We start from the raw sequence: 23,786 nt of genomic DNA, 5'->3' as shown, positions 1-23,786 counted from the left end.
AAGAAATTGCACGCCGTGGACCTTCCGTCGCGCCTTCCGATGCAGGAGACGCGTCAAACACTCGAAGAACTATTTCCTCTGCCGCCTTTGAAGGCCGGCAAGGCTGGCTTGCATGCAGCGATGTGCGTGAAAGCGGCAGGGGAAACAGGCGAGGCGCCGGGTGTGGGTCCGGGCCTCGCGGAGGCTGCCGACGGCCCTTGCGGGCCGCCGGCAGCGCTGGCGTGGGATCAGGGGTTGATCTGCACGGCGAAGGTCAACGTGACCTTGCCACCTGGGGCCACGGTGTTGGCTGCGCTGCCGCAGCTCACGGCCGTGGCGCCCGGCACGAAGGCCAGTGCCGTACCACTCACGCCGGTTGCTTCGCACTGCAATGCGGGCTGCTTCGCGCTCAACGTGGTGTAGGCCGGCAATGCATCGTTGATGGCGATGTTGCTCACCTGCACGATGCCTTCGTTGGTGGCGACGACCTGGTAGACGATGCACTGGCCCGGCTTCATCTGCAGCGAGGTTGCCGCGAAGCCCGGAGCGTCGGCCACGCCGTCACAGGCGATGTCGGCCGCCTGCGTCTTGAGGACGCGGATCTGGCCGGTGATCACGGCGGTGATATCGGTCGCCGAGGGCGTACCGCAGTTGGGGGCCGGATCCGTGAAGGTGGCCGTCACCGTCGTCGTGCTGCTCACGCCCGCATTCACACCACCCGGTGCGAACACGCGCACCAGCAACTTCTGTGCAGCGCCGACCGGCAGGCTTGCCAGCGGTCCGTTCACCGGTGTGTCACCGGCGTCGATCTGACCGTCGCCGTTGACGTCGAGGTAGACCGAGGTGGTCCAGCCTTGCGTCGCATCGGCCCCAGGCACCGTCGCCGTCAGCGTGTACGCGCCGCAGCTCTGGGCGCCGATGTTGGTCAGCGTGTGGGCATACACCACGGTGCCGCCCGGTGCGACCTGGCCGTTGTTGTTCGGCGTGAGCGAAGCGCCCAGCTGAAGTGCAGTGGAGGTCACGGTCACGGCGTCGGTCTTGACGTCGGAAGCGATTCCGCCGGTCGATGCCACCGCGGTGGATTGCACCTTGAAGTAGATCTTCAGCCCGGCCACGGCGGCCTGCGTCGAAGGCGGTGTCACACAGGCTGCGATCTCGGCTTGCGCATTTGGAGCCACCGGGAAGTCGGCGGCGATGGCCGCCGATGCACAGGTGCCACCAGCCGGCACGAACTTGACCGTCCAGCCCGCTGGCAGCGTGCCGGGGAATCCGGTCGTCTGGCTGGCCGCGAAGTTGTAGGTCGCCGGCGTCAGGTCGTTGTTCTTCACGAACAACGCGAAGACCGTGCCGGTACCAGGGCTCGTTTCACGGGTCTGGGTCGGCAATGGACTGGGGCCCGCGCCGATGTCGCTGCCGACCGTGCCTGCCGAGGTGTTGGTCAGATCGACCAAGGTGTCGATCACCTTATCGAGCTGGTCCAGCGTCGCATCGATCTTCGTGTTGTCGTTCACGGAGCGACCCAGGACAGTGGCCGTGTAGACGCCACCCACCGAGCCAGGCGGAAGTTGCGCCTGCATCTCGATCTTGATGCTGCCGCCGGCCGGAATCGGACCGGTGTCGGGCACGCCATCGCCGTTCGTGTCCAGCAGTGGTGCACCGCTGCCGACAGCGAAGAACTGGAAGCTCGTGCCGGACGGGAAGGTGTTGGCGGAGATCGAGAGGTTCACTGCATCGGTGGCGCCGCCCGTGTTGAAAACGGTTTGCGGGAACCGCACGCTGCCGCCCGCGACAGCCAACTGCCTCTTGGTCAGGTCTTCCTTGGTGAGGTCGGGGTTGGGCGTTCCGGCCACGGCATCAAGCGCCGTTGCGGAGGTGGACGGATTGGAACCGACCACGATGCCGAAGCGCGCCAGGACGGTGTAAGCCGCCGGGTTGGTGGTCGAGCCAACCGTGCCGATCAAGGCTGCCGTCACGCCGGCTGGCGCGTTCTCGGCGTTGTAGCGAGCCACATTGGCGGTGGTCGACGTGCCGATGGCGGCGGTGCTGTTCACCAACACCACGAAGCTCAGCGTCTGCGTCACGTTCGGGTTCAGCGACGCCACCACGGCATTCAGCGTGTTGCCAGTCACCTGGAAGTCGATGCCCGACGGATCGCCGGCTGCACCATCACCCAGCGCCATACCGGACGCTCCGCTCCACACGGCGGAACCGGTGACGTAGGTCAACCCCGGGGGCAACTGGTCGGACAGCGCGAACTTGCCCGGTGCGCCGCCCGTGTTGTTGAACGTGAGGGTATAGACCGAGTACTGGCAGTTATCGTTCGACGCGAGACCCGTCGTCCAGCTCGTGGTTGTACAAGCGGCGGCAGAGCGCGGGCCACTGCCTGACGGGGTTGGCCAGGCGCCGCCGCCGGGTGGCAAGATCGACGGCGCACCGATGGCCTTAGTGACGTTGAACACCGCATCGGTGGCCAGCTTGACCTCGTCCTTGTCAGCTGCCGAGGTGTTCGGCGCGGTGTACAGCCCCAGGGTGCCCGGGGTGGCCGTGATCGTCGCCGTGTCGAAGCTACCGTTGCCGATGGCCGAGCCCGGGATCGTGTAGGCCACGACGAAGCGGAATGCGCCGTTGTTGCCTGGCACGCTTTGCACCGGGGTCACCGTGCAAACATTCGCGCCGGTTGCCGTGCAGAGCGCCGTCGTGCTGTCGGGCATGCCGTTGCCGTCAGCGTCGGCAAAGACCTCGACGCGCGAGAACTTGCCCGCGTCGGCCTTGACCGTGAGGGCGAAGGTGTCGACACCGTTGCCGGTGTTGGTCAGCACGTGAGGTGCATAAACCGTGGCACCGGCGGCGCCGGACTTCGAGTTGACGACGGTCGTCGTGACCCGGTCGACGCTGTCGAGCGTGAACGAGCCAACCTGGAGCACTGTGGTCTGCACGAGGTTGGAGGTGGCGACCTGGGTCGTGCCGGCTGCGTCGGCATAACTGGCGGAAGCCTGGTTGCCGATGACGGCGTTGGCGGGCGGCGAAGCGGCCAGTGCGGCCGGGCTTCCAAAAAGGAAGCCCAGCGTCAATGCTGCGGCGCCTGCCCAGGGCGCGGACGGCTTGAAGCCGCTGGCGCGTGGGGTTGGCTGGGTGGGTATCACGTAGTCTTCTCCTCTGTTGTCAATGAAACGGGAACACGAAAGAACCTGGCCGGTGCGTTTCGCTGGGCGAACGCGTACCTGCCGACTGGCACGAAAACGGAGATCGGGGGAAAGGCTGGCGCCCTCGCCTCGCGCAATGCGCGAGGTGCGGCGCGGCCTTTATTTACTTGCCGCGCGGGGGCGGCGTGGTGGGCGCAGGTGCTGCCGTCGGCGGTGCGACGGCTTCGACCTTGGCGCGCGCGCTCACAGTTGCGCTGCCGTTGGCGGGCAATTGGCCCAGGCTCCAGCGCAACATGCGGTATTCGTTGTAGGGAACAGGCTCAGTCTTGCCATCGGGCAATTTGCGAACGAGCGGCTCGGCTTCGAAAACGGCTGTCTTGGTGGCGGCTTTCACGAGGCTCGCACCTGGCTTGGCGCTGCGTGGCAGGTACTCGAGCCCTTCGGGAATCGGCAGATCGGCCACCAGGCCTTTCACCGGTTTTCCGGTGTTGTTGGTATAGGTGGCCTTGTATTCGATGACGTCGCCCGGTTTGATCGTCGCCGCGTCCTGGAACTGCTCGTTGCCGTCCGGCCCCTTGACGACCTTCAATTGGGTCAACGCCACAGTCACGGCCTTTGTGGTGGCTGGTGCCCGTGGAGCTTCCACCGATGCCGCAGGTTGTGCCAAAGCCACAGCCACGCCCCCTGCGGCAAGAAGGCCCAGCCCTGCCCGGACCATCCGACGAACCCCGCCCCGGTCGCCTCGCGCCGTTGTCGGAAGCCCAATCCATGTGGATGCTGTCATTCAAAAATCCCTTAATTAACAATATTCAACAATCACATCGCAATTGCCCGCAATAGAAACCCGCCCATCACACGCAAACAGATGATTTCTCATTTGCTTGACACCATTGAATCGACAAACTCTTGCGTACCGAATTCTTGCGCCATTAGCCTTTCATTACAACCGTCAAAACATGAGAAACCCCGAAAACGAGAAATATTGATCGCGCACTGATCAATGGTTTCTCACTCTTTTTAGTTAATTGGCGACAGCCCTTTCACTTACATGCCAATGCAAACAATTCGCTCCAACCGCGAACTACTGAGTACAAGAGGGATTTGACGGCTGCATTTGTTGAGATTCGCTTTCATTTGAGAAGAAGTGTGAATTTTCGAATGATCTATTTCCAACAAGAATCAATTTCTATTTTTCGTTGATTTTTTATTCCTCAATTCTTAAATCCAATCAAATGGTTTTATTTGAAAGAAGAAAACCAACCACACCAGCACATTCAATTCATTGAAAAGCGAGAACCCAAGCCGTTTGCGACTGACGCTTCTCCGGCGTAAAAAAACAGGCTCCCGACCGCCGAGCAATGCTTTCCCAGCGGATCCGCCGACAACTCTGCATTCATGCTTCCCAGCAGATGGCGGATTTCCGTGGCGGTGCGACGGCGGACCAGTAGGGCCACAATTGGCCAATCTGGCCAGAATCGCCTACACTCGCGCCCCATGGCCTCCTCCTCGCCCCGTCTACACCCTGCACGCGCAGCCCTGCCCATGGCAGCGGCCGGTCGTCGTGTGGGCGTCGTCACGGCGGCGACCACGTCGGTCCTCCGACGCACGTCCGCACATTCCTGAGCCCGGCGGTCCGCTACCTTCTTCTTGATGCGCACACCTTGACCGCCGGGCACCACACCGCGCGGTAGCGACCCTGTCTGTTTCGAAGGCGGGTTGCGTTCATCTGGAGTGCTTCATGCTTTCAACCGTTCACGGGGAGCGCACGCTCACCGAACTCGATTACGTCCGTCTCAGCAAATTCGCGGACGCGCCTCTTCCCCCGGCCCTGTCCGATCTGCTCGACACGGCCGACATCCTTCCCTCGCGCGAAATGCCCTCGGACATCGTGACGATGTATACGCAGGTGGAAATCGAGGAACTGCCCGCCGGACAGCGGCAGAAGATCGTGATCTGCTATCCCGCCGACGCGAACCCGACCACGGGCTACATCTCGGTGTTTTCGCCCGTTGGCATCGGCCTGCTCGGCCAGAAGACCGGCGCGGTTGCGCACTGGAAGACGCCCGGCGGCGGCGAACACAGCGCGCGCGTGATCGCTGTGCTGTTCCAGCCCGAAGCCAGCGGCGACTACACGAGCTGACAGTGCACCGGTTCAGGTCGAAGGCCGGCGCCCCGCCGGCCGGTCAGTGCTGCAGAACGCCCGCGACGCCGGGGCCCCTGCTCTTCGCGCTGTCGATGGTCGCGCTGACGGAACTCGTGTTGACCGCCAGCGCCACCAGCACCGCACCCACGAACGACGGATCGGCGCTGCCGCTGTAGCCCGACGCCCCGGCAATGGCCAAGGCCTGCGCCACCTGCTGCGTCGTCAGCTCGACGGCGGCTTCTCCCACGACATTCCTCTTCTTTGTGGCCATCTGAAAACTCCTGCGAATGGAGTCCGGACTGTAACCAAGCACCCAAGAAGTGCCACGAATGTTCCTGACTGTGACTTTCGACACTGGCTGCCGCATCGGGCGGCCCGTATCGTCGCGCGGGCGCGGCGCCTGCCGGTGGATCGGGGCGCCACATTGTTTTCATTTGATGACGGACAGGGACATGCCTTTTTCCAAACTCTCTCTCGCCAGCGCACTCGCGGGCCTGCTGGCGCTTTCCGGTTGCCAGACCATGGACATGCAGATGGGCGCCCCGTCGGCCAAGACCACGGCCACGGGCAGCGCCGCCGGCGGTGCCACGGCGGGCGCGAGCAGCCAGCTCGAGCGCTGCGAATCGCCACTGGGCACCGTGTCGCTGGTCGAGAACGTCAACGCCGGCTGGTACACGATCCTCACGGGTGAATACCGCCTGCCGCCCACGGCCAACCTGCTGCGCCTGCTGGTGCAGCAGTCGAACTGCTTCGTGGTGGTGGAGCGCGGCGCGGCCGGCATGAACGCCATGACGCGCGAACGCGCGCTGATGCAATCGGGCGAGATGCGCGGCGGCAGCAACTTCGGCCGCGGCCAGATGGTCGCCTCCGACTACGGCCTGTCGCCCGAGATCGTGTTCAGCAACAACGACGCCGGCGGCATCGGCGGTGCGCTCGGCGGCCTCGTGGGCGGCGGCCGTGGCCGCGCCATTGCGGCTGTCGGCGCCAGCCTGCAGACGAAAGAAGCCAGCGCCCTGCTGACGCTCATCGACAACCGCTCGGGCGTGCAGGTCGCGGCCTCGGAAGGCAGCGCCTCCAAGACCGATTTCGCAGGCTTCGGCGGCCTCGGTGGCCGCAGCGGTGCCGGCGGCATCGGCGGCTACACGAACACCGCGCAGGGCAAGGTGATCGCGGCAGCCTTCATGGACGCGTTCAACCAGATGGTCCGTTCGCTGCGCAACTACAAGGCGCAGACGGTGCGCGGCCAGGGTCTCGGCGGCGGCGGTCGGCTGGGCGTGGACGGCGGCGCGGCGCCGTCGCAGACCTCGGCACCGGCCGCTCGCAACCGCCGCAAGTAAGCAGGCACACGGGCCCCTTCAGGCCGTTCAGGCGGTCTCTTCGATCGCCTCCGTCAGGAACCGCACGAACGCCCTGCCCGCATCGGGCAGCGATCGCCCCGCCAAGGTCTCGACCTCGAGGTGGCGCTCGTTCATTTCCCTGTCCTTCAGCGGAATCGCGACCAGCGCCCGTGTCTTGAGCAGCGTGCGGATCGACAGCGCGCCATAGAAGGCGATGCTGCCGCCGCCCGCGGCCGCGAAGCTCACGAGCGCATTCGCATGGTTGCTGGACATGGCCTGCACGTACTGCAGGCCCTGCCGGCCGCAGCTGATGTCCAGCAGCTGCCGGATCGAGCTGCCCTCCGGCGGCAACCCCAACGGATAGCCCACCACCTGGCGCAGCGACAACTGCCGCTGCGCCGCCAGCGGATGCCCCTTCGCCATCACCGCGAAGATCGGGCTGGGATGCCGCAGTTCGACCTTGATGCCGGGCTCGGGCAGCGCGCTCAGTGTCATGCCCACATCGGCTTCGCCGTCGCGGATGCGGCGCGGGATGTCGGTCGGCGTGCTGACTTCCAGGTGAAAGCGGATGCCTTCGTACTTCTCGCGAAAGCGCGAGATCAGCGTCGGCAGGAAGTCGAAGGCGAAGCCCTCGGTGCTCACCACGCGCACATGCCCGCTGCGCAGGCCACGCAGCCCGGCGATGTCGCTCGCCACCCGTTCGATGTCCTGCTGCGTCCGCTTGGCATGCGCGGCCAGCAGTTCGCCGGCCGCATTGGGCACCATGCCGCGCGCGTGGCGGTCGAACAGCAGCGTATCGAGTTCGCGTTCCAGGCGCGCCACCTGCCGGCTCACCGCCGAGGGCGCGACGTTGAGCCTGAGCGCCGCTTCCTTCACCGAGCCGCTTTTCACGACCTCGAGAAAGTACCGGACGGCCGGCTCCTGCAGGGCTTGAAGTCGCATGAATTCCTCCGGGCTGCACGATGGCCAGCGCATCGCATCGATTGCCGATTCGGCAACGAATGATTCTAAACATTGCGCTTGTGGCAGCCGAAGTCCGCTCCTACGATGGAATTTCACAGGAGCACCATCCATGAAACGTCTCTTTGCACTGGCCCGCATCGCGCTGGTCTCTTGCCTCGGTCTTGCCTCGCTGGCCGCCTTCGCCGCGGAGCCGGTTTTCCCGTCGCGGCCAGTCACGCTCGTGATTCCGTTTCCGCCGGGCGGCGCTACGGACGTGAACGGCCGGATCATCGGCCAGCGGCTCGCCAAGGAGCTCGGCCAGCCCGTCGTCATCGAGAACCGCGCCGGTGCCGGCACGCTCATCGGCGCCACCTATGTCTCGAAGGCGGTGCCCGACGGCTACACGCTGCTCGTGAGCTCGGGCACGACCTTCACCGTGAACCCCGCCATCCGCCCCAACCTGCCGTACGACCCGGTCAAGGGCTTCGAGCCGATCGGCATTGCCGGGCGGCTTGCGCTCATCCTCCTGGCCAACAGCGAGGTGCCGGTGAAGACCGTCAAACAGTTCGTGGACTACGTGAAGGCCTCGCCCGGCACGTATTCCTACGCCTCCTACGGCACCGGTACGACCTCGCATTTCGCCGGCGAGAGCATCCTGCATGCGGCCGGCCTGAAGATGACGCATGTGCCCTACAAAGGCAGCGCACCGGCCATGACGGACCTCATGGGCGGGCAGGTCGCGTTCAGTGTCGACACCGTGAGCGCCGCCATCCCGCAGCTCAAGGGCGGCAAGATCAAGGCCATCGCGGTGACGACGGCCAAGCGCTCCAGCCTGCTGCCCGACGTGCCCAGCCTCGCCGAGAGCGGCTATCCCGACATCGACATGGACTCCTGGCTGATCCTCGCCGCACCGCGCGGCCTGCCCGCCGAGGCGAAGAGCCGGCTCGAGAAGGCGCTCGCCGCGACCATGGCCGATCCGGACACCCGGGCCAGGCTGAGCGCCCAGGGGCTGGAGCCGGTCTACAGCAATGCCGCGGCGGCCAGCGAGCTCATCCACCGGGAACTGCCTGTGATGCGCGCCGTTGCTGCCCGCGCCAACATCACCGCCGATTGATCCATAGCCCCTCGCGATGTCCACACCCAACGAACTCGTCGAACACTCCGCCGTCGAACTGCGCCGCCTCATCGGCAGCAAGGCGATCTCGCCCGTCGAACTGCTCGAGGCCTGCATCGCGCGCATCGCGCAGACGAACCCCTTCGTCAATGCGGTGACCGCGACCTGCTTCGACCGCGCGCGATCGGAAGCCGCCGCCGCCGAAACCGCCGTGATGCAGGGCGAGCCGCTCGGGCTGCTGCACGGCCTGCCGCTGGGCGTGAAAGACCTGGAGCCGACCGAGGGCCTGCTCACCACATGGGGTTCGCCGATCTACCGCGACCACGTGCCGCAGGAAGACATCGAGCTGGTCGCACGCCTTCGCAAGGCCGGTGCCATCGTGGCCGGCAAGACCAACGTGCCCGAGATGGGCGCGGGCGCCAATTCGCGCAACGAGGTCTGGGGTGCCACCGGCAACCCCTTCGATCCGAACCTGAATGCGGGTGGCTCTTCGGGCGGATCGGCCGCGGCCTTGGCGTGCGACATGCTGCCCGTGTGCACCGGCTCCGACACCGGCGGCTCGCTGCGCATTCCGGCCGCCAAGTGCGGCGTGGTGGGCTTCCGGCCCTCGCCGGGCGTCGTGCCCAGCGTGCGAAAGCCGCTGGGCTGGACGCCGATCTCGGTGGTCGGGCCGATGGGCCGCACCGTGGAAGACGCCTGCCTGCAGCTCGCGGCCTCGGCCGGAATGAACGCCGGCGATCCGCTGAGCTATCCGCTGGACCCCTTGTCCTTTCTCAAGCCGATGGACATCGACCTCAGCAGGCTTCGCGTGGCATGGACGGAAGACTTCGGCCTCTGCGCGGTGAACGACAGCATCCGCGCCACGATGCGCCGAAAGATCGGGTCGATGCGGCACCTGTTCCGCCGCTGCGACGAAGTGAGCTTCGATCTGGGCGATGCGCACCGCTGCTTCGACGTGCTGCGCGCCGAGGCCTTCGTGGCGGGCATGCACGCCGCCTACGAGCGCGATCCGCAGAGCCTCGGCCCGAACCCGCGCGCGAACTACGAGATGGGTGCGCGCATGAGCCTGCTGGACAGCGCCTGGGCGCAGGCCGAGCAGACGCGCCTCATCAAGCGCTTCCAGTCCACCTTCGCCGACTACGACCTCGTGCTCTCGCCGACCACGCCGGTCTCGCCCTTTCCGTGGACGCAGCCGTATGCCGACACCATCAACGGCGAGAAGCAGGCGAACTACTACCGCTGGCTGGCGTTGACCTATGTCGTCACCCTCACGACACATCCGGCGATCACGCTGCCCTGCGGCGTCGACCATGCGGGCATGCCGTTCGGGCTGCAGGTGGTGGGCGGCTTCCGCGCCGACCACCAAGTGCTGGGCGCCGCGCACGCGATGGAGAAGGCCTTCGCCGCCGACGTGCAGCTGCGCCGCCCGCGCCCCGACCTTTCGCTGCTGCGCCCCGCCGAGCCGACGCTCACCTCCATCGTTCGCACGCCGCCGACGCTGTCCGGTGGCCCGAGCGAGGCGGCCATCGTCGCAGCCGTCTGACCGCATCGGCCGAAGGGCACAATTCATCTCCTCTGGAGGTGAACACGATGGATGGTCTGGAAGAGTCGGCGCAAGCAGCCAAAGGCAAGCTGGTTTATCCCTTTGCGGAGCTTCCGCAGCGCGGCAAGTCGATCGAGGTCGCCGCGGGCGTCCATTGGATCCGCATGCCGCTGCCCTATTCGCTCGACCACATCAACCTGTGGGCGCTGGACGATGGTGACGGCTGGGCCGTGGTCGACACCGGCGTGCGCACCGAGGAAACGGTGGCCGTCTGGCGCGAGTTGTTCGCCAATTCGCCAGACACGCGCGGCCTCACGCGCGTCTTCGTGACGCACATGCACCCCGACCGCGTCGGCATGGCCGGCTGGCTCACGCGCAAGTTCGGCGTGCGCCTGTGGATGACCCGCTCCGAATACCTCATGTGCCGCGTGATGGTGTCCGACACCGGCCGCGAAGCACCCGACGACGCCATCGCCTTCTACCGGCGCGCCGGCTGGGGCGAGGCGGCCATCGAGACCTATCGCACGCGCTTCGGCAACTTCGGCAAGCACATCCATCCGCTGCCCGACAGCTTCCGGCGCCTGCGCGATGGCGAGGTGCTGCGCATCGGCGCGCACGACTGGCGCGTCGTCACCGGCAACGGCCATTCGCCCGAGCATGCGTGCCTGCACTGCCCCGACCTGAAGGTGCTGATCTCGGGCGACCAGATCCTGCCGCGCATCTCGTCGAACGTGTCGGTCTCGCCCGTCGAGCCCGACGCCGATCCGATGGCCGACTGGCTCTCGTCGCTCGCCAAGCTCAAGCGCGAAGTACCCGACGACGTGCTGGTGCTGCCGTCGCACAACGAGTGCTTCCGCGGCCTGCATGCGCGCATCGACCGGCTGCAGCATGGACAGGAGCGCTCGCTCGACCGCTTGCGCAACACCTTGAAAACGCCCAAGCGCGCGGTCGATGTGTTCACGAGCCTCTTCGCACGCAGCATCGCCGAGTCCGATGTGCCGTTGCTCGGCATGGCGACCGGTGAAAGCCTCGCCTGCCTCAACTACCTGCGGCATCGCGGCGAAGTTGCGTGCGACATCGCCGATGACGGCGTGGCCTGGTACCGCCTCACCTCCGGCGGCTGAGCGTCGCTCAGACCTCGAGCACGACCTTGCCGATGTGCCCCGCACGCTCGAGGTAGCGGTGGGCCTGCACCACCTCGTCGAGTGCGAAGGTCCGGTCGATGCGCACATGCAGCGAGCCATCGGCAAGGCCCGCATCGATGAAGGCCAGCGCACGGCCCAATGCGCCCTCGTCGCGCGGCAATCCCATGGTGGCCGCACCGGTGTGCTCCAGCACCTTGTAGACGTGGAAGCGCCAGCTCTTTCGAAACTGCGCCACCACCGGGTACCTGAACTCGGCACCGCCCGACAGGCCATACAGCACATACCACCCGCGATGCGCGACCACATCGCCGAGCCGCTCGACCTGCCCGCCGCCCACGCCGTCGTACACCAGGTCGACACCGCGGCCCTCGGTGAGCGTCAGCACGCGCGCGACCACGTCTTCGTCGTCCGTGACGATCACATGCGTCGCGCCTGCTTCACGCAGCGCGTCGCGCTTGGCCGCGGTGCGCGTGACAGCGATGGCGACGATGCCCGCTGCGCGCGCCATCTGCAGCGCCGCGATGCCTGTACCCGATGAAGCCCCAGTGACCAGCATCACTTGGCCGCGCTCCAACCGCGCCATCTCGAACATCGGGAAGTAGCCCGTGAGGTACGCCATGTAGGCGCCCGCGGCCTGTGCGGCCGACAGGTTGGAGGGATACCGCACCACGTGCGCGGCCGGAAAGAGGATGCGGTCGCCGTAGGTCGGATACAGCCCCTGGCCCGCCCCCGGCAGCACAGCGACCTTGTCGCCCACGCCCAGCCCTTCGACGCCCTCGCCCACAGCCTCGATGACACCGGCAGCCTCGTTGCCCAGCCCGGCCGGCAGCGTCGCGTCTTCGATGTACAGCTTCTCGCGCCACAGCGCGTCGGCCCGGTTCAGTCCGATGGCCTGCACTGCGATGCGCACTTCACCAATGCCCGGCGCCGGCACCACGACCTCTTCGACCTTCAGCACCTCGGCACCGCCGAACGCATGGAAGCGAACCATCCTGCTCATGAAAACTCCTTCGTTGAATGATCGATGGCTCCAATCTAGAGGCCGCAGCGCCATCAAGGAAATCGATTCAAGGGATAGTCGCTATGCGCCCCATCGATCACGCCAGGACCCCGATGAAACCCATCGAACTCAACCGCATCGACCTGAACCTTCTCACCGTGCTGGCCGCGCTCATGCGCGAACGCCATGTCAGCCGCGCTGCCGAGCGGCTCAACCTCGGCCAGCCCGCGGTGAGCCATGCGCTGGCGCGGCTGCGCGAACTCACGGGCGATCCGCTGCTGGTGCGCCAGGGCCGCGTGATGGAGCCGACCGCGCGGGCGCTCGCCCTGATGCAAGGCTTGGCCCCCGCGCTCGCGCAGATCGAGGCCACCTTCCGCGCACAGGCCGACTTCGAACCCGAGCGTGCCGCACCGGTGTTCCGCATCGGCCTGACCGACGACCTGCAGATCGCGATGCTGCCCCGCCTGCTGCGCGCCCTGAGCGCCGAAGTGCCCGGCGCCAAGCTGGTGACACTCACCGTCTGCTACCGCAACGCCATGCGCTATCTCGACCAGGGCCGCGTCAGCGCGGTGATGTCGTTCCTGAAAGACCTGCCCGCCGATGCGAAGGTGCGCAAGGTCCGCACCGCGCGCTTCGCCGTGCTGCGCGCCGACACCGCACCCGGCAAGCTCTCGCTCGACGATTACTGCCGGCGTCGCCACGTGCTCGTGACCTACGCCGGCGACCTCTGCGGCACCGTCGACGAAACGCTGGGCGAACTCGGACGGCAGCGCGACGTGGTCTTCTCGGTGCCGCAGTTCGGGAGCCTGCCTGCCGTGCTCGCCGGCACCGACCTGCTGGCCACGGTGCCCGAGCATGTGGCGATGGCGCTGTCGGCGCAAAGCGGCCTGCGCTGCGAGCCCCTGCCCTTCGACAGCCCGAGCTACCCACTGCAGATGGCCTGGCGCGCAGTGACCGACAAGGACCCGGCGCAGGTGTGGCTGCGCAAGGCCATGCTGCGGGCCGTCAACGATTAGGATGCCAATTCACTTCCTGGAGGACCCCGCATGCCGAGCACCGAGACCCACTTCGAACTGACCGCCAACGACGGCTACCCGGTGGAGGCCCACCGCTGGCAGGGCACCGCGCCGCGGGGCATCGTGCAACTGGCGCACGGCATGGGCGAGCATTCGCTGCGCTATCGCCCGTTGGCCGACGCACTCACGCAGGCCGGCTACGTCGTCTACGCGAACGAACATCGCGGCCATGGCGAAGGCGCCGCAGCGCGCAAGGAACTCGGCGAGTTCGGCCCGCGCGGATTCGCCGGCCTCGTGGACGACATGGCGCTGCTGAGCCGACACGCGCGCGCCGAACACCCCGGCCTGCCGCTCATCCTCCTCGGCCACAGCATGGGCTCGTTCGCCACGCAGTACTACCTGGTGCGGCACAGCGAGCTGTTGTCGGGCGCGGTGCTGTCGGGCACCTCGGCGCTCGACCTGCTGGGCGGTGCGCTGCAAAGCGGCTTCCGGCTCGAAGACATGAACGCCGCGCTGCCCGACGTGCGCACGCCCTTCGACTGGCTCAGCCGCGACCCGGCGCAGGTCGATGCCTACATCGCCGATCCGCTGTGCGGCTTCACCGTGTCGGCTGAAGGGATGGGGACCATGTTCGCGAACCTCGACGAACTCACGCCCGCCGCGATGCAGACGCGCATCCGCCCCGCGCTGCCGCTGTACCTGTTCATCGGCGACCAGGACCCGGTCAGCAACAAGGCCGAATGGTTCTATCCGCTGGTGCAGCGCTACCGCGACGCCGGCCTGCGCGATGTGTCGTGCCATGTGTTCGGCGGTGCGCGCCACGAGACGCTGAACGAGACCAACCGCGACGAAGTCGTCGCCGTGCTGCTGGCCTGGCTGGCGCGCATCGTGCGATGAAACTTTTTCGCCTTCGTCCAGGGCCTGGACCCGCGCCGCATCCGGCCCTGACTCAAGACGAGCAGCTCTTCGTCTGTCCGTCAGTCCTGCACCATGGCCGCAGGCTCCACGTCAGGAAGCGGTGATCCGCGAAATACAGGCCCGGATCGGGCCGACGCAACCTACAGGCTCGCCAGGATTCCGGTCGACGTGGCTTCTGCCGCCAGCTTGCCATCGGGGTTGTAGAGCGCCGCTTCGAGAAACGCGACGCGCTTGCCGCGCCGGATCACGCGCCCTTCTACACGCCCCTCGCCGGGGCCGACCTTCTCGTAGAAGCTCACCTTGATCTCCAGGCTGAAGACCGTCTGCGATTGATCGGTGTCGTGCATGACCGCATGGGCCATGGCGGCGTCGAGCCAGGCGGTGATGAAGCCGCCCTGGGCGATCGTGCCGTTCGTGTGGCAGTACTCGCGCCGCACGGTGAAAGCGGCCTTCAGCGTCTTGTGCTCGGCGTCCCAGCCGGTCACGTGGAAGTTGCCCATCGATTCGGACAGGGCCTGGCCCGAGCGGATGCGGGCTTCCAGTTCGTCGTTCATTGGTTTCGTTTGCAGCAGGTGAAGCAGCGGGCATTCTCTGCCGAAAGCGTGGGCGCTACCGGTCGGGTGGGCGGCGCGCAGCGCCACACGGCTGGACACCATCGCGCGCCAGCAGGGTACCTCCCTCCCTCGTCTATAGGATGGGCGCCACCGATACCTGTGGCTAGCCTTGCGGCACCTGCAACCCTCCCGATCGGAAACGGATCTGCCCATGCGCCTCGGCCTCGGTCTCGCTTTCGGAAGCCCGCCATGCCCCTGACCGCCACCCAGGTCGCCGTGGTCGAAGACGACAGCGGCATGCGCGAGCGCATCGGGCGCGTGATCGGCGCCGACCCGGCGCTGGCGCTGGCCTTCAGTGCCTCGAACGCGGTCGACATCCTGAACTGGCTCACGGACAACCCGGTCGATGTGCTGCTGGTCGACCTCGGCCTGCCCGACCACCCCGGCCTGCAGGTGATCCGCCAATGCCGCCGCATGCAGCCGGCCTGCGCGGTGATGGTGCTGACGATCTTCGGCGACGAGACCCACATGGTGCAGGCCTTCGAGGCCGGCGCGCGCGGCTACCTGCTCAAGGACGGCACTGAAGCCGATCTGGCGGCGCACCTGCGCCACCTGGGCGCCGGCGGCTCCCCGCTGCCGCCGGGCATCGCGCGGCAGTTGCTGCGCCGCTGGCAAGCCTCCGACGGCGCGCCCGGCCACCTCTCGTCGCCCGAGGCCGAAGTGCTCGACCGGGTCTCTCGTGGTTTCACCTATGCCGAAATCGGCGCGCAGATGGGAGTCTCCGCATCGACGGTTCAAACCCACATCAGAAACATCTACGGCAAGCTGGATGCGCCCCCACCCTCGCAAGCCGTGCTGGCGACCGGTCTTCCAGGCCGGCTTTCCTAGCCTCGTGAACCGCCCCGCCCTTTTCCTGCCCTCCCTGCGGGCCGTGCTTCTACTGCTGCTGTGGCTGGCCTGTGCGCCGCCCTTCGCGCATGCCGCCACCCCGCCAGGCACCACCGACGTGCGATCGGCCGAAGCCAGCCTCGAACCCGACGGCCTGCCGTTGCAGGTGCGGCAGGTGGCACTGCCCTTTCGCTGGGACCACGAGTTTCCGGGGCGCGGCGGCAAGGCCAGCTACCGCATCGTGCTGCCGGCGGACGCCGTCCCCGAGGGCGAGGCCCAGGCGCTGCTGATGTCGGGGCTGGGCAACCAGGTCGCGGTCTGGTTCAACGGCGCACTGGTCGCGAACTACGGCGTGCTCGGCGACCCCACCTACGACGCCGCCAAGGCCAACCACCTGGTGCCGCTGGCCGCCGCCCTGCGCCGCGGCAACGGCCAGACGCAGGAGCTGCACATCCACGCCACCCTGCAGCGCCAGCGCGGCGGCGGGCTGGCCAGCGTGCTCTACGGCCCCGAAGCCTCCCTGGCCCCGCTGCACCGCTCGCAACAGAACTGGCGCAACACCTCGGCCATCGTCTACGCCGTGAGCCTGCTGCTGATGGGCGGCCTGGCCGCCGGGCTGTGGCTGCGCCAGCGCGACGCGCTCTACGGCTGCTTCGCCCTGGCCGCGCTCTCGGGCGTGGCACGCAACCTCGACCGCGTACTGACCGAAGCGCCCCTGCCCTGGCCGCTGTGGGGCGCGGTGGTGGCGGTCTGCTATGCCTGCCACATCGGGTTGATCGCGCGCTTCGTGCTGCTCGTGCTCGACCGCAACCCGCCGTGGCTGGTGCGATCGATCTATGGCGCGTTGGCGTTGTCGGTCACGCTGGCCTGCGCCTCCTTTGCGTTCGCACGGCCGGTGCTGTGGACCACGGGGCTGGCGATCCTGCAGGTCACGAGCACCATCTGCCTGCCCTACGTGGTGCACGGTGCGCTGGTGGCGCGTCGGCGCATCGCGGGCGTGCTGATGGCGGCGGGCACGCTGGCCATCCTGGCGGGCGCGCACGACCTGCTGCTGGTGCGCATGGGCCTCTTCGGCGGCGCCTACTACACGCTCACCTCGCACGCGATCTTCTTCTTCGTGATGATCCTGGCCGGCCTCGTGGTCGAGCGCTACAGCCGCACCGTGGCCGACTACCGCTCGCTCAACGCCAACCTCGCCGCGCGCGTGGCCGAGCGCGAAGAGCAGCTGCGCGGCGCCTTCGAAACCGTGCGCAAGCAGCAGGAAGAACAGGCTGTGCTGCTGGAGCGCCAGCGCATCATGCGGGAGATCCACGACGGCGTGGGCTCGCAGCTCGTGGGCCTGCTCAACGTGGTGAACCAGCCCGCGCCCGACCGCGACGTGGTCGAGGAGCACGTGAAGCTGGCGCTCGACGAGATGCGCATGGCCGTCGATTCGCTGCAACCGATGCACGACGACCTGACCACCGTGCTGGCCACGCTGCGCTACCGCCTGCAGCCCCGGCTGGACGCCGCCGGCATCGAGCTGGTGTGGGACGTCGCCCTCATCCCGACGCTTGCGCCCTTTGCCGCGCAGGCCGCGCTGCAGCTGCAACGCATCCTGCTCGAGGCTTTCACCAACGTGCTCAAGCATGCGGCTGCCACGCGCATCGTGATGCATGTGGGCTGGCACGGCGAGCAGACGCCGCCGCTGGTGCGCATCGTGCTCACCGACAACGGCCGCGGGCTGCAGGCGAACGAACGCCCCGGCGGCCACGGCCTCGCGAACATGCGTTCGCGGGCGCAGGCCATCGGGGCGCGGCTGCAGATCGAGCGGGCCGACGCACAGGCCGGCGGCACGCGCGTCTCGCTCGACTGGCCCTGCGCGCTGCCCTGAGCGCGCCTCAGCCGGTCAACCCAGGCGCACCGGCACGAAGATCTTGTCTTCGCCGCGCTGGATCAACAGCGCCACCGACTTGTCCGCCTTGGCCACCGCCTGGCGCACCTGCTCCAGGCTCTTGGCCGGCGTGCCGTTGATGGCCAGCAGCACGTCGCCGGCCTGCACCCCGGCCATCGCCGACGGGCCGGCCACGTCCTCGATCAGCAGGCCGCCGTCGACCGAGGCCGCGCGCTGTTCCTGCGGCTGCAGCGGGCGCAGCGCGAGGCCGAGCTTGCCCTGCCCCGCCGTGTTGTCGGCCTTGGCGACCTGCGCCGGCTTGTCGCTGGCATCGCCGAGCTTGGCCTGCAACTCCTGGCGCTCGCCCTGGCGCCACACCTCGAGCGTGACCTTCTTGCCCGGCGCCTGCTGGCCGATCACGGCCGGCAGGTCGCCCGACGACACGATGGCCTGGCCGTCGACCTTGCGGATCACGTCGCCCGCCTTCAGGCCGGCATGGTCGCCGGGGCCGCCCTTCTCGATGTTCGAGACCAGCGCACCCTCGGGCTTGTCGAGCTTGAACGAATCGGCGAAGGCCTGGTTCACCTCCTGCACCGCCACGCCCAGGCGCGCGTGCGTGGCCTTGCCGGTGGCGACGATCTGGTCCTTCACCTGCACGGCCACGTCGATCGGAATGGCGAACGACACGCCCTGGTAGCCGCCGCTGCGGCTGTAGATCTGCGAGTTGATGCCGACCACCTCGCCGCGCGCATTGAGCAGCGGCCCGCCCGAGTTGCCGGGGTTCACGGCCACGTCGGTCTGGATGAAGGGCACGTAGCTGTCGTCGGGCAGCGAGCGGCCCTTGGCGCTCACCACGCCGGCTGTCACGGTGTTCTCGAAGCCGAAGGGCGAACCGATGGCCAGCACCCATTCGCCGACCTTCAGGTCCTTGGTGTTGCCCAGCGCGAGCACGGGCAGGTTCTTGGCGTCGATCTTGAGCACCGCGATGTCGGTCTTGGCGTCGGCGCCGAGCACCTTGGCGCGGAACTCGCGGCGGTCGGTCAGCTTGACGGTGACTTCCTTCGCATCCTTCACCACGTGGGCGTTGGTCATGATGATCCCGCTCGGGTCCACGATGAAGCCCGAGCCCTGTGAGCGCACCGGCACGGCGCGCTGCTGTTGTTGCTGCTGGCCGCGCGGTCCCATCTGCCCCTGGAAGTGGCGGAAGAACTGGAACATCGGATCGTCCGGGTCGATGCCCTGCAGCTGTGCCATGGTGTCGTCGTCCGGGGCCTTTTCGGTGCCGGTCACGCTGATGTTGACCACAGCCGGGCCGTCGCGCGAAGTGATGGTCGAGAAGTCGGGCAAGGTGACCATGGCGGCCGGCGCGGCCACGGCGGCAGCGGTGGCCGGCGCACCCACGGCGCGGGCGCTGGTGTAGGCACCGGCGCCGACGGCACCGATCACGCCGGCGGCGGCCAGCGCAATGACGAGGGCACGGGGGGAAGTCAAGGCGGTTTTCATTCTTCGATTCCTTTCAATCCTGCGCCGGAGCGCAAACACGATGAAAGGAATGTCGCGGCCTTGACTTAGGCGTCGCTTAAGCGGAACTCACGCTTGCGGCGGAGCGAACACCACGCGCACGCACAGCCCGCCGAGGCTCGTGGACTTTTCCAGTGCCACCGTCGCACCGTGCAGGTCGGCAATCGACTTCACGATGGCCAGCCCCAGCCCGCTGCCCGGCGCCTGCGGCTCGCCCGAGCGGTAGAAGCGATCGAGCACGCGCGCACGCTCGGCCTCGGGCAAGCCGGGGCCGCTGTCGTCCACGCGCAGCTCCACCGCGTCCGCGCGCTTCACGATGCCGACGTCGACCCGCCCCTCTTCGGGCGTGTACTTCACGGCGTTGTCGATCAGGTTGCGCAGCAGCATGCGCAGCGCCTCGGGCTGGCCGCTCACGCTCGCGCCCGCGTCGGCTTGCGCGACGCCGATGTCGATGCGGCGCGCCTGCGCGGCCGCCACCGCATCGGAGATCGCCAGGCGCGCCACCTCGGCCAGATCGACCGTCTCGGGCTTCGCGCCCGCGGCCATGCTGGCCTCGTGCCGCGCCAGCGCCAGCATCTGCTCGACGAGGCGCGTCGCGCGGTCAATGCCGGCCGAGAGCCGGCTCACGGCGAGCGTGCGCGCCGCGTCGTCGGGCGCGCGTTGCAGGCCTTGCACCTGCAGCTTGAGCGCGGCCAACGGCGAACGCAGTTCATGCGCGGCATCGGCCACGAAGTGCTTCTGTGCGTCGAAGGCATGGCGCACGCGGCCGAACAGCAGATTCAGTTCCTGCACCAGCGGGCGCACTTCTTCGGGCAGGTTCTCTTCGCTCACGGGCGAAAGATCGTCGGCCTGCCGCGATGCCACCTGCCGGCGCACGCGCGCCACGGGCGCCAGCGACAGGCTCACCACCCACCACACGACCAGCATCAACAGCGGCGCCATCAGCGCCACGGGCACGATGGTTCGCAGCGCGAGCGAGCCGGCCATGTTCCGCCGCGCCGCCATGTCCTGCGCCACCTGGATCACCAGCCCGCGCGTCTGCATCGAGAACACGCGGTAGGTCGTGCCGCGTGCGCGCACGTCGGCAAAGCCCAGCACCGCGAGCTGCGGCAGCGCCGCCTCTTCGGCCGATTCGAAGATGCGCACGCCGTCGACCGTCCACACCTGCACCACGAATTCGAAGTTCTGCTCCGCGCCGCCGAGCCCGCCCACGGCCGCGCTCGGCGGCAGGCCCGCGCGCAGCGACAGCGCCATCTGCTGCATGTGATAGTCGAAGATGTCGTCGGCCTCTTTCAGCACCGTGCGGTAGGCCACCAGCGCCTGCGCGCCGGCCGCGAGCACGATGGCCGCGAGCAAAAACACCAGCAGCCGCGCCCGCAGCGACCCAGTCCATCGCATCACGCGGCGCCTCATGCCTTGGGCACCATGTAGCCGACGCCTCGCACATTGCGGATGAGCTCGGCGCCCAGCTTCTTGCGCAGGCCGTGCACATAGACCTCGACCGCGTTGCTGCTGATCTCGTCCTTCCAGCCGTAGAGCTTTTCCTCAAGCTGCGCGCGCGAGAGCACCATGCCCGGACGGGCCAGCAGCGGTTCGAGCACCGCCCATTCGCGCGCCGACAGCACCACCGGTTCGCCGTTCACCGCAACCTCGCGCGTGGCGGGGTTGATGCTCACGCCCATGTGCTCGTACACCGGCTCTGCACGCCCGGACGCACGCCGCAGCAAGGCGCGGATGCGGGCCAGCAGCTCGTCGAGGTCATAGGGCTTGAGCACGTAGTCGTCGGCACCGGCATCAAGGCCTTCGATGCGCTGCTGCACCGAGTCGCGCGCGGTGGCGATCAGCACCGGCATGCGCTGCTTGCGCGCACGCAGGGCGCGCAGCACTTCCAGGCCGTCGCGGCGGGGCACGCCCAGGTCGAGCAGCACGAGGTCGTACTGCTGGGTGCGCAAGGCCGATTCGGCAGCGTCGCCGTCTTTCACCCAATCGACGGCGTACTGCTCGGCCCGCAACAAGTCGAGCACGGCCTCGCCGATCATCACGTCGTCTTCGAGAAGCAGGAGTCGCATGGTGGATGTCCGTTGTCGGGGGTTCGAGGCCGTGCCGGCGCCGAAAGTTCAGCGCGCCTCAGTTCACAGGAGGGAGCGCACTTCGCGCGCTGCCTCGAACAGCAGCGGCAGCATCTCGCGCTGCAAGGTCTCTTCCTGGTAGCGCGTGCCCGACAGCACCACGTTGAGCGCGGCCACCGTGTGACCTTGCATGTCGCGCAGCGGCACCGCGAGCGCCTGCACGCCGAGTTCGTGTTCTTCGCTGGCAAAGCAGTAGTCGTCCTTGCGCACCTGCACGATCCGCTGGCGCAAGGCGCGCGCCTGGGTGAGGGTCTGCGGCGTGAGCCGCGCGAGGTGCCGCCCCTTGAGCCACTGCGTGAGCTGCGTGGCGGGCATCGCGGCCAGCAGCACGCGCCCCGTCGAGGTGGCGTGAGCCGGCAGGCGCGCACCGAGGTGCAGGCCGTAGGCCAGCACACGCGTCGGCGTGCCGTAGCTGCCGCTGCGCGCGACGATGACCACCTCTTCGCCGTCGAGCACCACGGCAGAGAACGACTCGCCCGTCTGCGCCGCGAGCCGGTTCAGCGTGGGCTGCAGCGCACGCGGCAGGCGCGACGAGGCCAGGTAGCTGCCCGAGAAGCGCAGCACCTTCGGCGCCATCCAGAAGTAGCTACCGTCGGTTTCGAGGTAGCCCAGGTGGGCCAGCGTGAGCAGGTGGCGCCGCGCGGCGGCGCGCGTGAGACCGGCGCGCTCGGCCGCCAGCGTGGCGTTCAGGCGCTGGCGCTCGGTGTCGAAGCTTTCGAGCACCGCCATCCCCTTGGCGATGCCCTCGATGAAGTCGGCGCGGGCGATGGTCATTCGTCGTCGGGAGTTCGTCGTCGTGAGTTCGTCGTCGTGGGTCGGTCGATCGGTCGGCCGAAGAAGTGTTGCGCGATCATCGCGCACGCGTTCGCATGATCGCACAGAGCCTCGCCGACCGCCGCCCCAACCGGCCGGGTGCGCCCTACGCTTCGCAAAACCCATACGGAGACACAAACATGCGCACCCAGGTCGCCATCATCGGCGCAGGCCCCGCCGGCCTTCTGCTCGGCCAGCTGCTGCACAAGGCAGGCATCGACAACATCATCGTGGAGCGCCAGAGCGGCGACTACGTGCTGGGCCGCATCCGCGCCGGCGTGCTCGAACAGGTCACGATGGACCTGCTGGCGCGCGCAGGCGTCGACATGCGCGCCAAGGCCGAGGGCCTGCCGCACGACGGCATCGAGCTGCTGTTCAAGGGCGCGCGCCACCGCATCGACATGCACGGCCTCACGGGCGGCAAGCAGGTCACGGTGTACGGCCAGACCGAGGTGACGCGCGACCTGATGGAGGCGCGTACGGCCGAAGGCCTCACCACCATCTACAGCGCGGCGAACGTGAGCCTGCGCGACTTCGACACCGGCCGTCCGCGCGTGCGCTACGAAAAAGACGGCCAGACGCACGAGATCGAGTGCGACTTCATCGCCGGCTGCGACGGCTACCACGGCGTGAGCCGCGCCAGCGTGCCGGCCGACGCGATTCAGACCTACGAGAAGGTCTACCCCTTCGGCTGGCTCGGCGTGCTGGCCGACGTGCCTCCGGTGTCGCACGAACTCATCTACGCCAACACCGAGCGCGGCTTTGCGCTGTGCAGCATGCGCAGCGCCACGCGCTCGCGCTACTACGTGCAGGTGCCGACCGAAGAAAAGGTGGAGAACTGGAGCGACGAGGCCTTCTGGAACGAGCTGCGCGCGCGCCTAGACCCCGAAGCACGCGAACGCCTGGTGACGGGCCCGTCGCTCGAAAAGAGCATTGCGCCGCTGCGCAGCTTCGTGGCCGAGCCGATGCGCTTCGGCTCGCTGTTCCTGGCCGGCGACGCCGCGCACATCGTGCCGCCGACCGGCGCCAAGGGGCTCAACCTCGCGACGGCCGACGTGGGGTACCTCTCGCGCGCCCTGGAGATTTTCTACAACGAGAAGTCGGCCTCGGCGCTGGACCGTTACTCCGACCTGTGCCTGCGCCGCGTCTGGAAGGCCGAGCGCTTCTCGTGGTGGTTCACCTCGCTGATGCACCGCTTTCCCGAGACGGGCGCCTTCGGCCAGAAGATCCAGGAAGCCGAGCTCGACTACCTCGTGCATTCGCGCGCGGCGTCCACCGCGCTGGCGGAAAACTACGTGGGATTGCCGCTCGAAGACTTCTGAGCGCGCTCCAGCGTCTGCTTCATCGCAGCGCCGCCGTGCGCCATCATCGGTTCGATGTAGGCCGCGAGCCCGTCGGGCAGCACGTCGGTGATCCAGACAAAGCGCGTGCGGCCTTCGCCAGCTGCGAACACCTGGGCCGACGCGTGGTGGTGCGTGGCCTTGCCGTCGGTCACGGTATAGGCCAGCCGGCGGTGCTCGTCGTCGAGGGCTACGAGCAGCTCGCGCGCGATGAGGCCGTTGGCAAAGTGGACGATGCGGGCGCCCTGCCCGTCGAGTTCGCAGCCGGTGAGAAAGCCCGGCGCGAGGCGCGTGTGCACGGCGCCGAAGTCGCGCAGCGCATCCCACACCTGCGCCACATCAACCTCGACGATGAATTCCTTGTAGATGGTGGCCATGGGTCGGTGCC

The 23,786-nt window shown here is 67.8% G+C and carries 21 protein-coding genes; 10 read left to right on the top strand and 11 right to left on the bottom strand.

What is annotated here, in order from left to right:
* Positions 1–227: 227 nt before the first annotated feature.
* Both GFK26_RS23050 and GFK26_RS23045 read right to left on the bottom strand, forming a co-directional pair.
* Positions 228–3,122 carry a DUF11 domain-containing protein gene (locus GFK26_RS23050; protein ID WP_153284023.1) on the bottom strand — a complete coding sequence of 965 codons (2,895 nt, stop codon included), beginning with the start codon at positions 3,120–3,122 and terminating at the stop codon, positions 228–230.
* A gap of 163 nt (positions 3,123–3,285) precedes the next feature.
* Complete coding sequence (locus GFK26_RS23045; RefSeq protein WP_228121753.1) at positions 3,286–3,726, bottom strand: hypothetical protein; 441 nt, start codon at positions 3,724–3,726, stop codon at positions 3,286–3,288.
* A gap of 1,134 nt (positions 3,727–4,860) precedes the next feature.
* Here GFK26_RS23045 and GFK26_RS23040 point away from each other — a divergent pair.
* A complete protein-coding gene (locus GFK26_RS23040) occupies positions 4,861–5,262 on the top strand; it encodes a GreA/GreB family elongation factor (protein ID WP_153284022.1) in 402 nt (133 codons plus the stop codon).
* A 43-nt stretch (positions 5,263–5,305) separates the two neighbouring features.
* Here the strand turns inward: GFK26_RS23040 and GFK26_RS23035 are convergent, their stop codons facing one another.
* Positions 5,306–5,536: a hypothetical protein gene (locus GFK26_RS23035; protein WP_070060895.1), complete on the bottom strand. Its 231-nt coding sequence runs from the start codon at positions 5,534–5,536 to the stop codon at positions 5,306–5,308.
* Between the two features lie 181 nt (positions 5,537–5,717).
* Here GFK26_RS23035 and GFK26_RS23030 point away from each other — a divergent pair, with 181 nt between their 5' ends.
* Positions 5,718–6,602 (top strand): CsgG/HfaB family protein, encoded by an 885-nt coding sequence (locus tag GFK26_RS23030; protein WP_194273940.1) that lies wholly within the window; start codon positions 5,718–5,720, stop codon positions 6,600–6,602.
* A gap of 27 nt (positions 6,603–6,629) precedes the next feature.
* Here the strand turns inward: GFK26_RS23030 and GFK26_RS23025 are convergent, their stop codons facing one another.
* On the bottom strand, positions 6,630–7,544 hold the full coding sequence (locus GFK26_RS23025; protein ID WP_153284020.1) for a LysR family transcriptional regulator: 915 nt from the start codon (positions 7,542–7,544) through the stop codon (positions 6,630–6,632).
* 130 nt (positions 7,545–7,674) lie between these two features.
* Here GFK26_RS23025 and GFK26_RS23020 point away from each other — a divergent pair, with 130 nt between their 5' ends.
* The 3 genes from GFK26_RS23020 to GFK26_RS23010 are packed head-to-tail and all read left to right on the top strand — an operon-like array spanning position 7,675 to position 11,325.
* Entirely contained in the window at positions 7,675–8,658 is a 984-nt protein-coding gene (locus GFK26_RS23020; protein WP_153284019.1) for a Bug family tripartite tricarboxylate transporter substrate binding protein, read from the top strand.
* Positions 8,659–8,674: 16 nt separating this feature from the next.
* Positions 8,675–10,201, top strand: coding sequence for an amidase (locus GFK26_RS23015; protein WP_153284018.1), 1,527 nt, complete (start codon positions 8,675–8,677; stop codon positions 10,199–10,201).
* A gap of 47 nt (positions 10,202–10,248) precedes the next feature.
* Positions 10,249–11,325, top strand: coding sequence for an MBL fold metallo-hydrolase (locus tag GFK26_RS23010; protein ID WP_153284017.1), 1,077 nt, complete (start codon positions 10,249–10,251; stop codon positions 11,323–11,325).
* Positions 11,326–11,332: 7 nt separating this feature from the next.
* On the opposite strand, the gene GFK26_RS23005 is transcribed toward GFK26_RS23010, so the two are convergent.
* Entirely contained in the window at positions 11,333–12,346 is a 1,014-nt protein-coding gene (locus tag GFK26_RS23005; RefSeq protein WP_153284016.1) for a zinc-dependent alcohol dehydrogenase family protein, read from the bottom strand.
* Between the two features lie 113 nt (positions 12,347–12,459).
* Here GFK26_RS23005 and GFK26_RS23000 point away from each other — a divergent pair, with 113 nt between their 5' ends.
* Both GFK26_RS23000 and GFK26_RS22995 read left to right on the top strand, forming a co-directional pair.
* Positions 12,460–13,362, top strand: coding sequence for a LysR family transcriptional regulator (locus GFK26_RS23000; protein ID WP_153284015.1), 903 nt, complete (start codon positions 12,460–12,462; stop codon positions 13,360–13,362).
* 30 nt (positions 13,363–13,392) lie between these two features.
* On the top strand, positions 13,393–14,259 hold the full coding sequence (locus GFK26_RS22995) for an alpha/beta fold hydrolase (protein WP_153284014.1): 867 nt from the start codon (positions 13,393–13,395) through the stop codon (positions 14,257–14,259).
* A gap of 161 nt (positions 14,260–14,420) precedes the next feature.
* Here GFK26_RS22995 and GFK26_RS22990 read toward each other — a convergent pair whose 3' ends face one another.
* Positions 14,421–14,834: a PaaI family thioesterase gene (locus GFK26_RS22990; RefSeq protein WP_056580239.1), complete on the bottom strand. Its 414-nt coding sequence runs from the start codon at positions 14,832–14,834 to the stop codon at positions 14,421–14,423.
* 249 nt (positions 14,835–15,083) lie between these two features.
* Here GFK26_RS22990 and GFK26_RS22985 point away from each other — a divergent pair, with 249 nt between their 5' ends.
* Entirely contained in the window at positions 15,084–15,722 is a 639-nt protein-coding gene (locus GFK26_RS22985) for a response regulator (RefSeq protein WP_153284012.1), read from the top strand.
* A 43-nt stretch (positions 15,723–15,765) separates the two neighbouring features.
* On the top strand, positions 15,766–17,595 hold the full coding sequence (locus GFK26_RS22980) for a sensor histidine kinase (RefSeq protein WP_228121752.1): 1,830 nt from the start codon (positions 15,766–15,768) through the stop codon (positions 17,593–17,595).
* A gap of 15 nt (positions 17,596–17,610) precedes the next feature.
* Here the strand turns inward: GFK26_RS22980 and GFK26_RS22975 are convergent, their stop codons facing one another.
* From GFK26_RS22975 to GFK26_RS22960, 4 genes are all read right to left on the bottom strand, one after another.
* Positions 17,611–19,098, bottom strand: a complete 1,488-nt coding sequence (locus GFK26_RS22975; protein ID WP_153284010.1) for a Do family serine endopeptidase — start codon at positions 19,096–19,098, stop codon at positions 17,611–17,613.
* An 87-nt stretch (positions 19,099–19,185) separates the two neighbouring features.
* On the bottom strand, positions 19,186–20,514 hold the full coding sequence (locus tag GFK26_RS22970; RefSeq protein WP_153284009.1) for an ATP-binding protein: 1,329 nt from the start codon (positions 20,512–20,514) through the stop codon (positions 19,186–19,188).
* 11 nt (positions 20,515–20,525) lie between these two features.
* Positions 20,526–21,185 (bottom strand): response regulator transcription factor, encoded by a 660-nt coding sequence (locus GFK26_RS22965; protein ID WP_062478105.1) that lies wholly within the window; start codon positions 21,183–21,185, stop codon positions 20,526–20,528.
* A 63-nt stretch (positions 21,186–21,248) separates the two neighbouring features.
* A complete protein-coding gene (locus GFK26_RS22960; protein ID WP_099789830.1) occupies positions 21,249–22,019 on the bottom strand; it encodes an IclR family transcriptional regulator domain-containing protein in 771 nt (256 codons plus the stop codon).
* A 179-nt stretch (positions 22,020–22,198) separates the two neighbouring features.
* On the opposite strand from GFK26_RS22960, the gene pobA reads away from it, so the two are divergent.
* Positions 22,199–23,380: a 4-hydroxybenzoate 3-monooxygenase gene (pobA, locus tag GFK26_RS22955; RefSeq protein WP_153284008.1), complete on the top strand. Its 1,182-nt coding sequence runs from the start codon at positions 22,199–22,201 to the stop codon at positions 23,378–23,380.
* Here pobA and GFK26_RS22950 read toward each other — a convergent pair.
* Positions 23,350–23,775 carry an SRPBCC family protein gene (locus tag GFK26_RS22950; RefSeq protein WP_153284007.1) on the bottom strand — a complete coding sequence of 142 codons (426 nt, stop codon included), beginning with the start codon at positions 23,773–23,775 and terminating at the stop codon, positions 23,350–23,352. The two genes, pobA and GFK26_RS22950, sit on opposite strands and share 31 nt — an antisense overlap.
* Between the last annotated feature and the right edge of the window lie 11 nt (positions 23,776–23,786).

It is taken from the genome of Variovorax paradoxus, assembly GCF_009498455.1.
Classification (GTDB): domain Bacteria; phylum Pseudomonadota; class Gammaproteobacteria; order Burkholderiales; family Burkholderiaceae_C; genus Variovorax; species Variovorax paradoxus_H.
This window is presented reverse-complemented; position numbering and strand designations above follow the sequence as displayed.

What these genes read in the sequence shown, in the direction of transcription:
- GFK26_RS23040 (WP_153284022.1), top strand. Translation starts at nt 4,861, where the DNA reads ATGCTTTCAACCGTTCACGGGGAGCGCACGCTCACCGAACTCGATTAC.
- GFK26_RS23035 (WP_070060895.1), bottom strand. Translation starts at nt 5,536, where the DNA reads ATGGCCACAAAGAAGAGGAATGTCGTGGGAGAAGCCGCCGTCGAGCTG.
- GFK26_RS23030 (WP_194273940.1), top strand. Translation starts at nt 5,718, where the DNA reads ATGCCTTTTTCCAAACTCTCTCTCGCCAGCGCACTCGCGGGCCTGCTG.
- GFK26_RS23025 (WP_153284020.1), bottom strand. Translation starts at nt 7,544, where the DNA reads ATGCGACTTCAAGCCCTGCAGGAGCCGGCCGTCCGGTACTTTCTCGAG.
- GFK26_RS23020 (WP_153284019.1), top strand. Translation starts at nt 7,675, where the DNA reads ATGAAACGTCTCTTTGCACTGGCCCGCATCGCGCTGGTCTCTTGCCTC.
- GFK26_RS23015 (WP_153284018.1), top strand. Translation starts at nt 8,675, where the DNA reads ATGTCCACACCCAACGAACTCGTCGAACACTCCGCCGTCGAACTGCGC.
- GFK26_RS23010 (WP_153284017.1), top strand. Translation starts at nt 10,249, where the DNA reads ATGGATGGTCTGGAAGAGTCGGCGCAAGCAGCCAAAGGCAAGCTGGTT.
- GFK26_RS23005 (WP_153284016.1), bottom strand. Translation starts at nt 12,346, where the DNA reads ATGAGCAGGATGGTTCGCTTCCATGCGTTCGGCGGTGCCGAGGTGCTG.
- GFK26_RS23000 (WP_153284015.1), top strand. Translation starts at nt 12,460, where the DNA reads ATGAAACCCATCGAACTCAACCGCATCGACCTGAACCTTCTCACCGTG.
- GFK26_RS22995 (WP_153284014.1), top strand. Translation starts at nt 13,393, where the DNA reads ATGCCGAGCACCGAGACCCACTTCGAACTGACCGCCAACGACGGCTAC.
- GFK26_RS22990 (WP_056580239.1), bottom strand. Translation starts at nt 14,834, where the DNA reads ATGAACGACGAACTGGAAGCCCGCATCCGCTCGGGCCAGGCCCTGTCC.
- GFK26_RS22985 (WP_153284012.1), top strand. Translation starts at nt 15,084, where the DNA reads ATGCCCCTGACCGCCACCCAGGTCGCCGTGGTCGAAGACGACAGCGGC.
- GFK26_RS22975 (WP_153284010.1), bottom strand. Translation starts at nt 19,098, where the DNA reads ATGAAAACCGCCTTGACTTCCCCCCGTGCCCTCGTCATTGCGCTGGCC.
- GFK26_RS22970 (WP_153284009.1), bottom strand. Translation starts at nt 20,514, where the DNA reads ATGCGATGGACTGGGTCGCTGCGGGCGCGGCTGCTGGTGTTTTTGCTC.
- GFK26_RS22965 (WP_062478105.1), bottom strand. Translation starts at nt 21,185, where the DNA reads ATGCGACTCCTGCTTCTCGAAGACGACGTGATGATCGGCGAGGCCGTG.
- GFK26_RS22960 (WP_099789830.1), bottom strand. Translation starts at nt 22,019, where the DNA reads ATGACCATCGCCCGCGCCGACTTCATCGAGGGCATCGCCAAGGGGATG.
- pobA (WP_153284008.1), top strand. Translation starts at nt 22,199, where the DNA reads ATGCGCACCCAGGTCGCCATCATCGGCGCAGGCCCCGCCGGCCTTCTG.
- GFK26_RS22950 (WP_153284007.1), bottom strand. Translation starts at nt 23,775, where the DNA reads ATGGCCACCATCTACAAGGAATTCATCGTCGAGGTTGATGTGGCGCAG.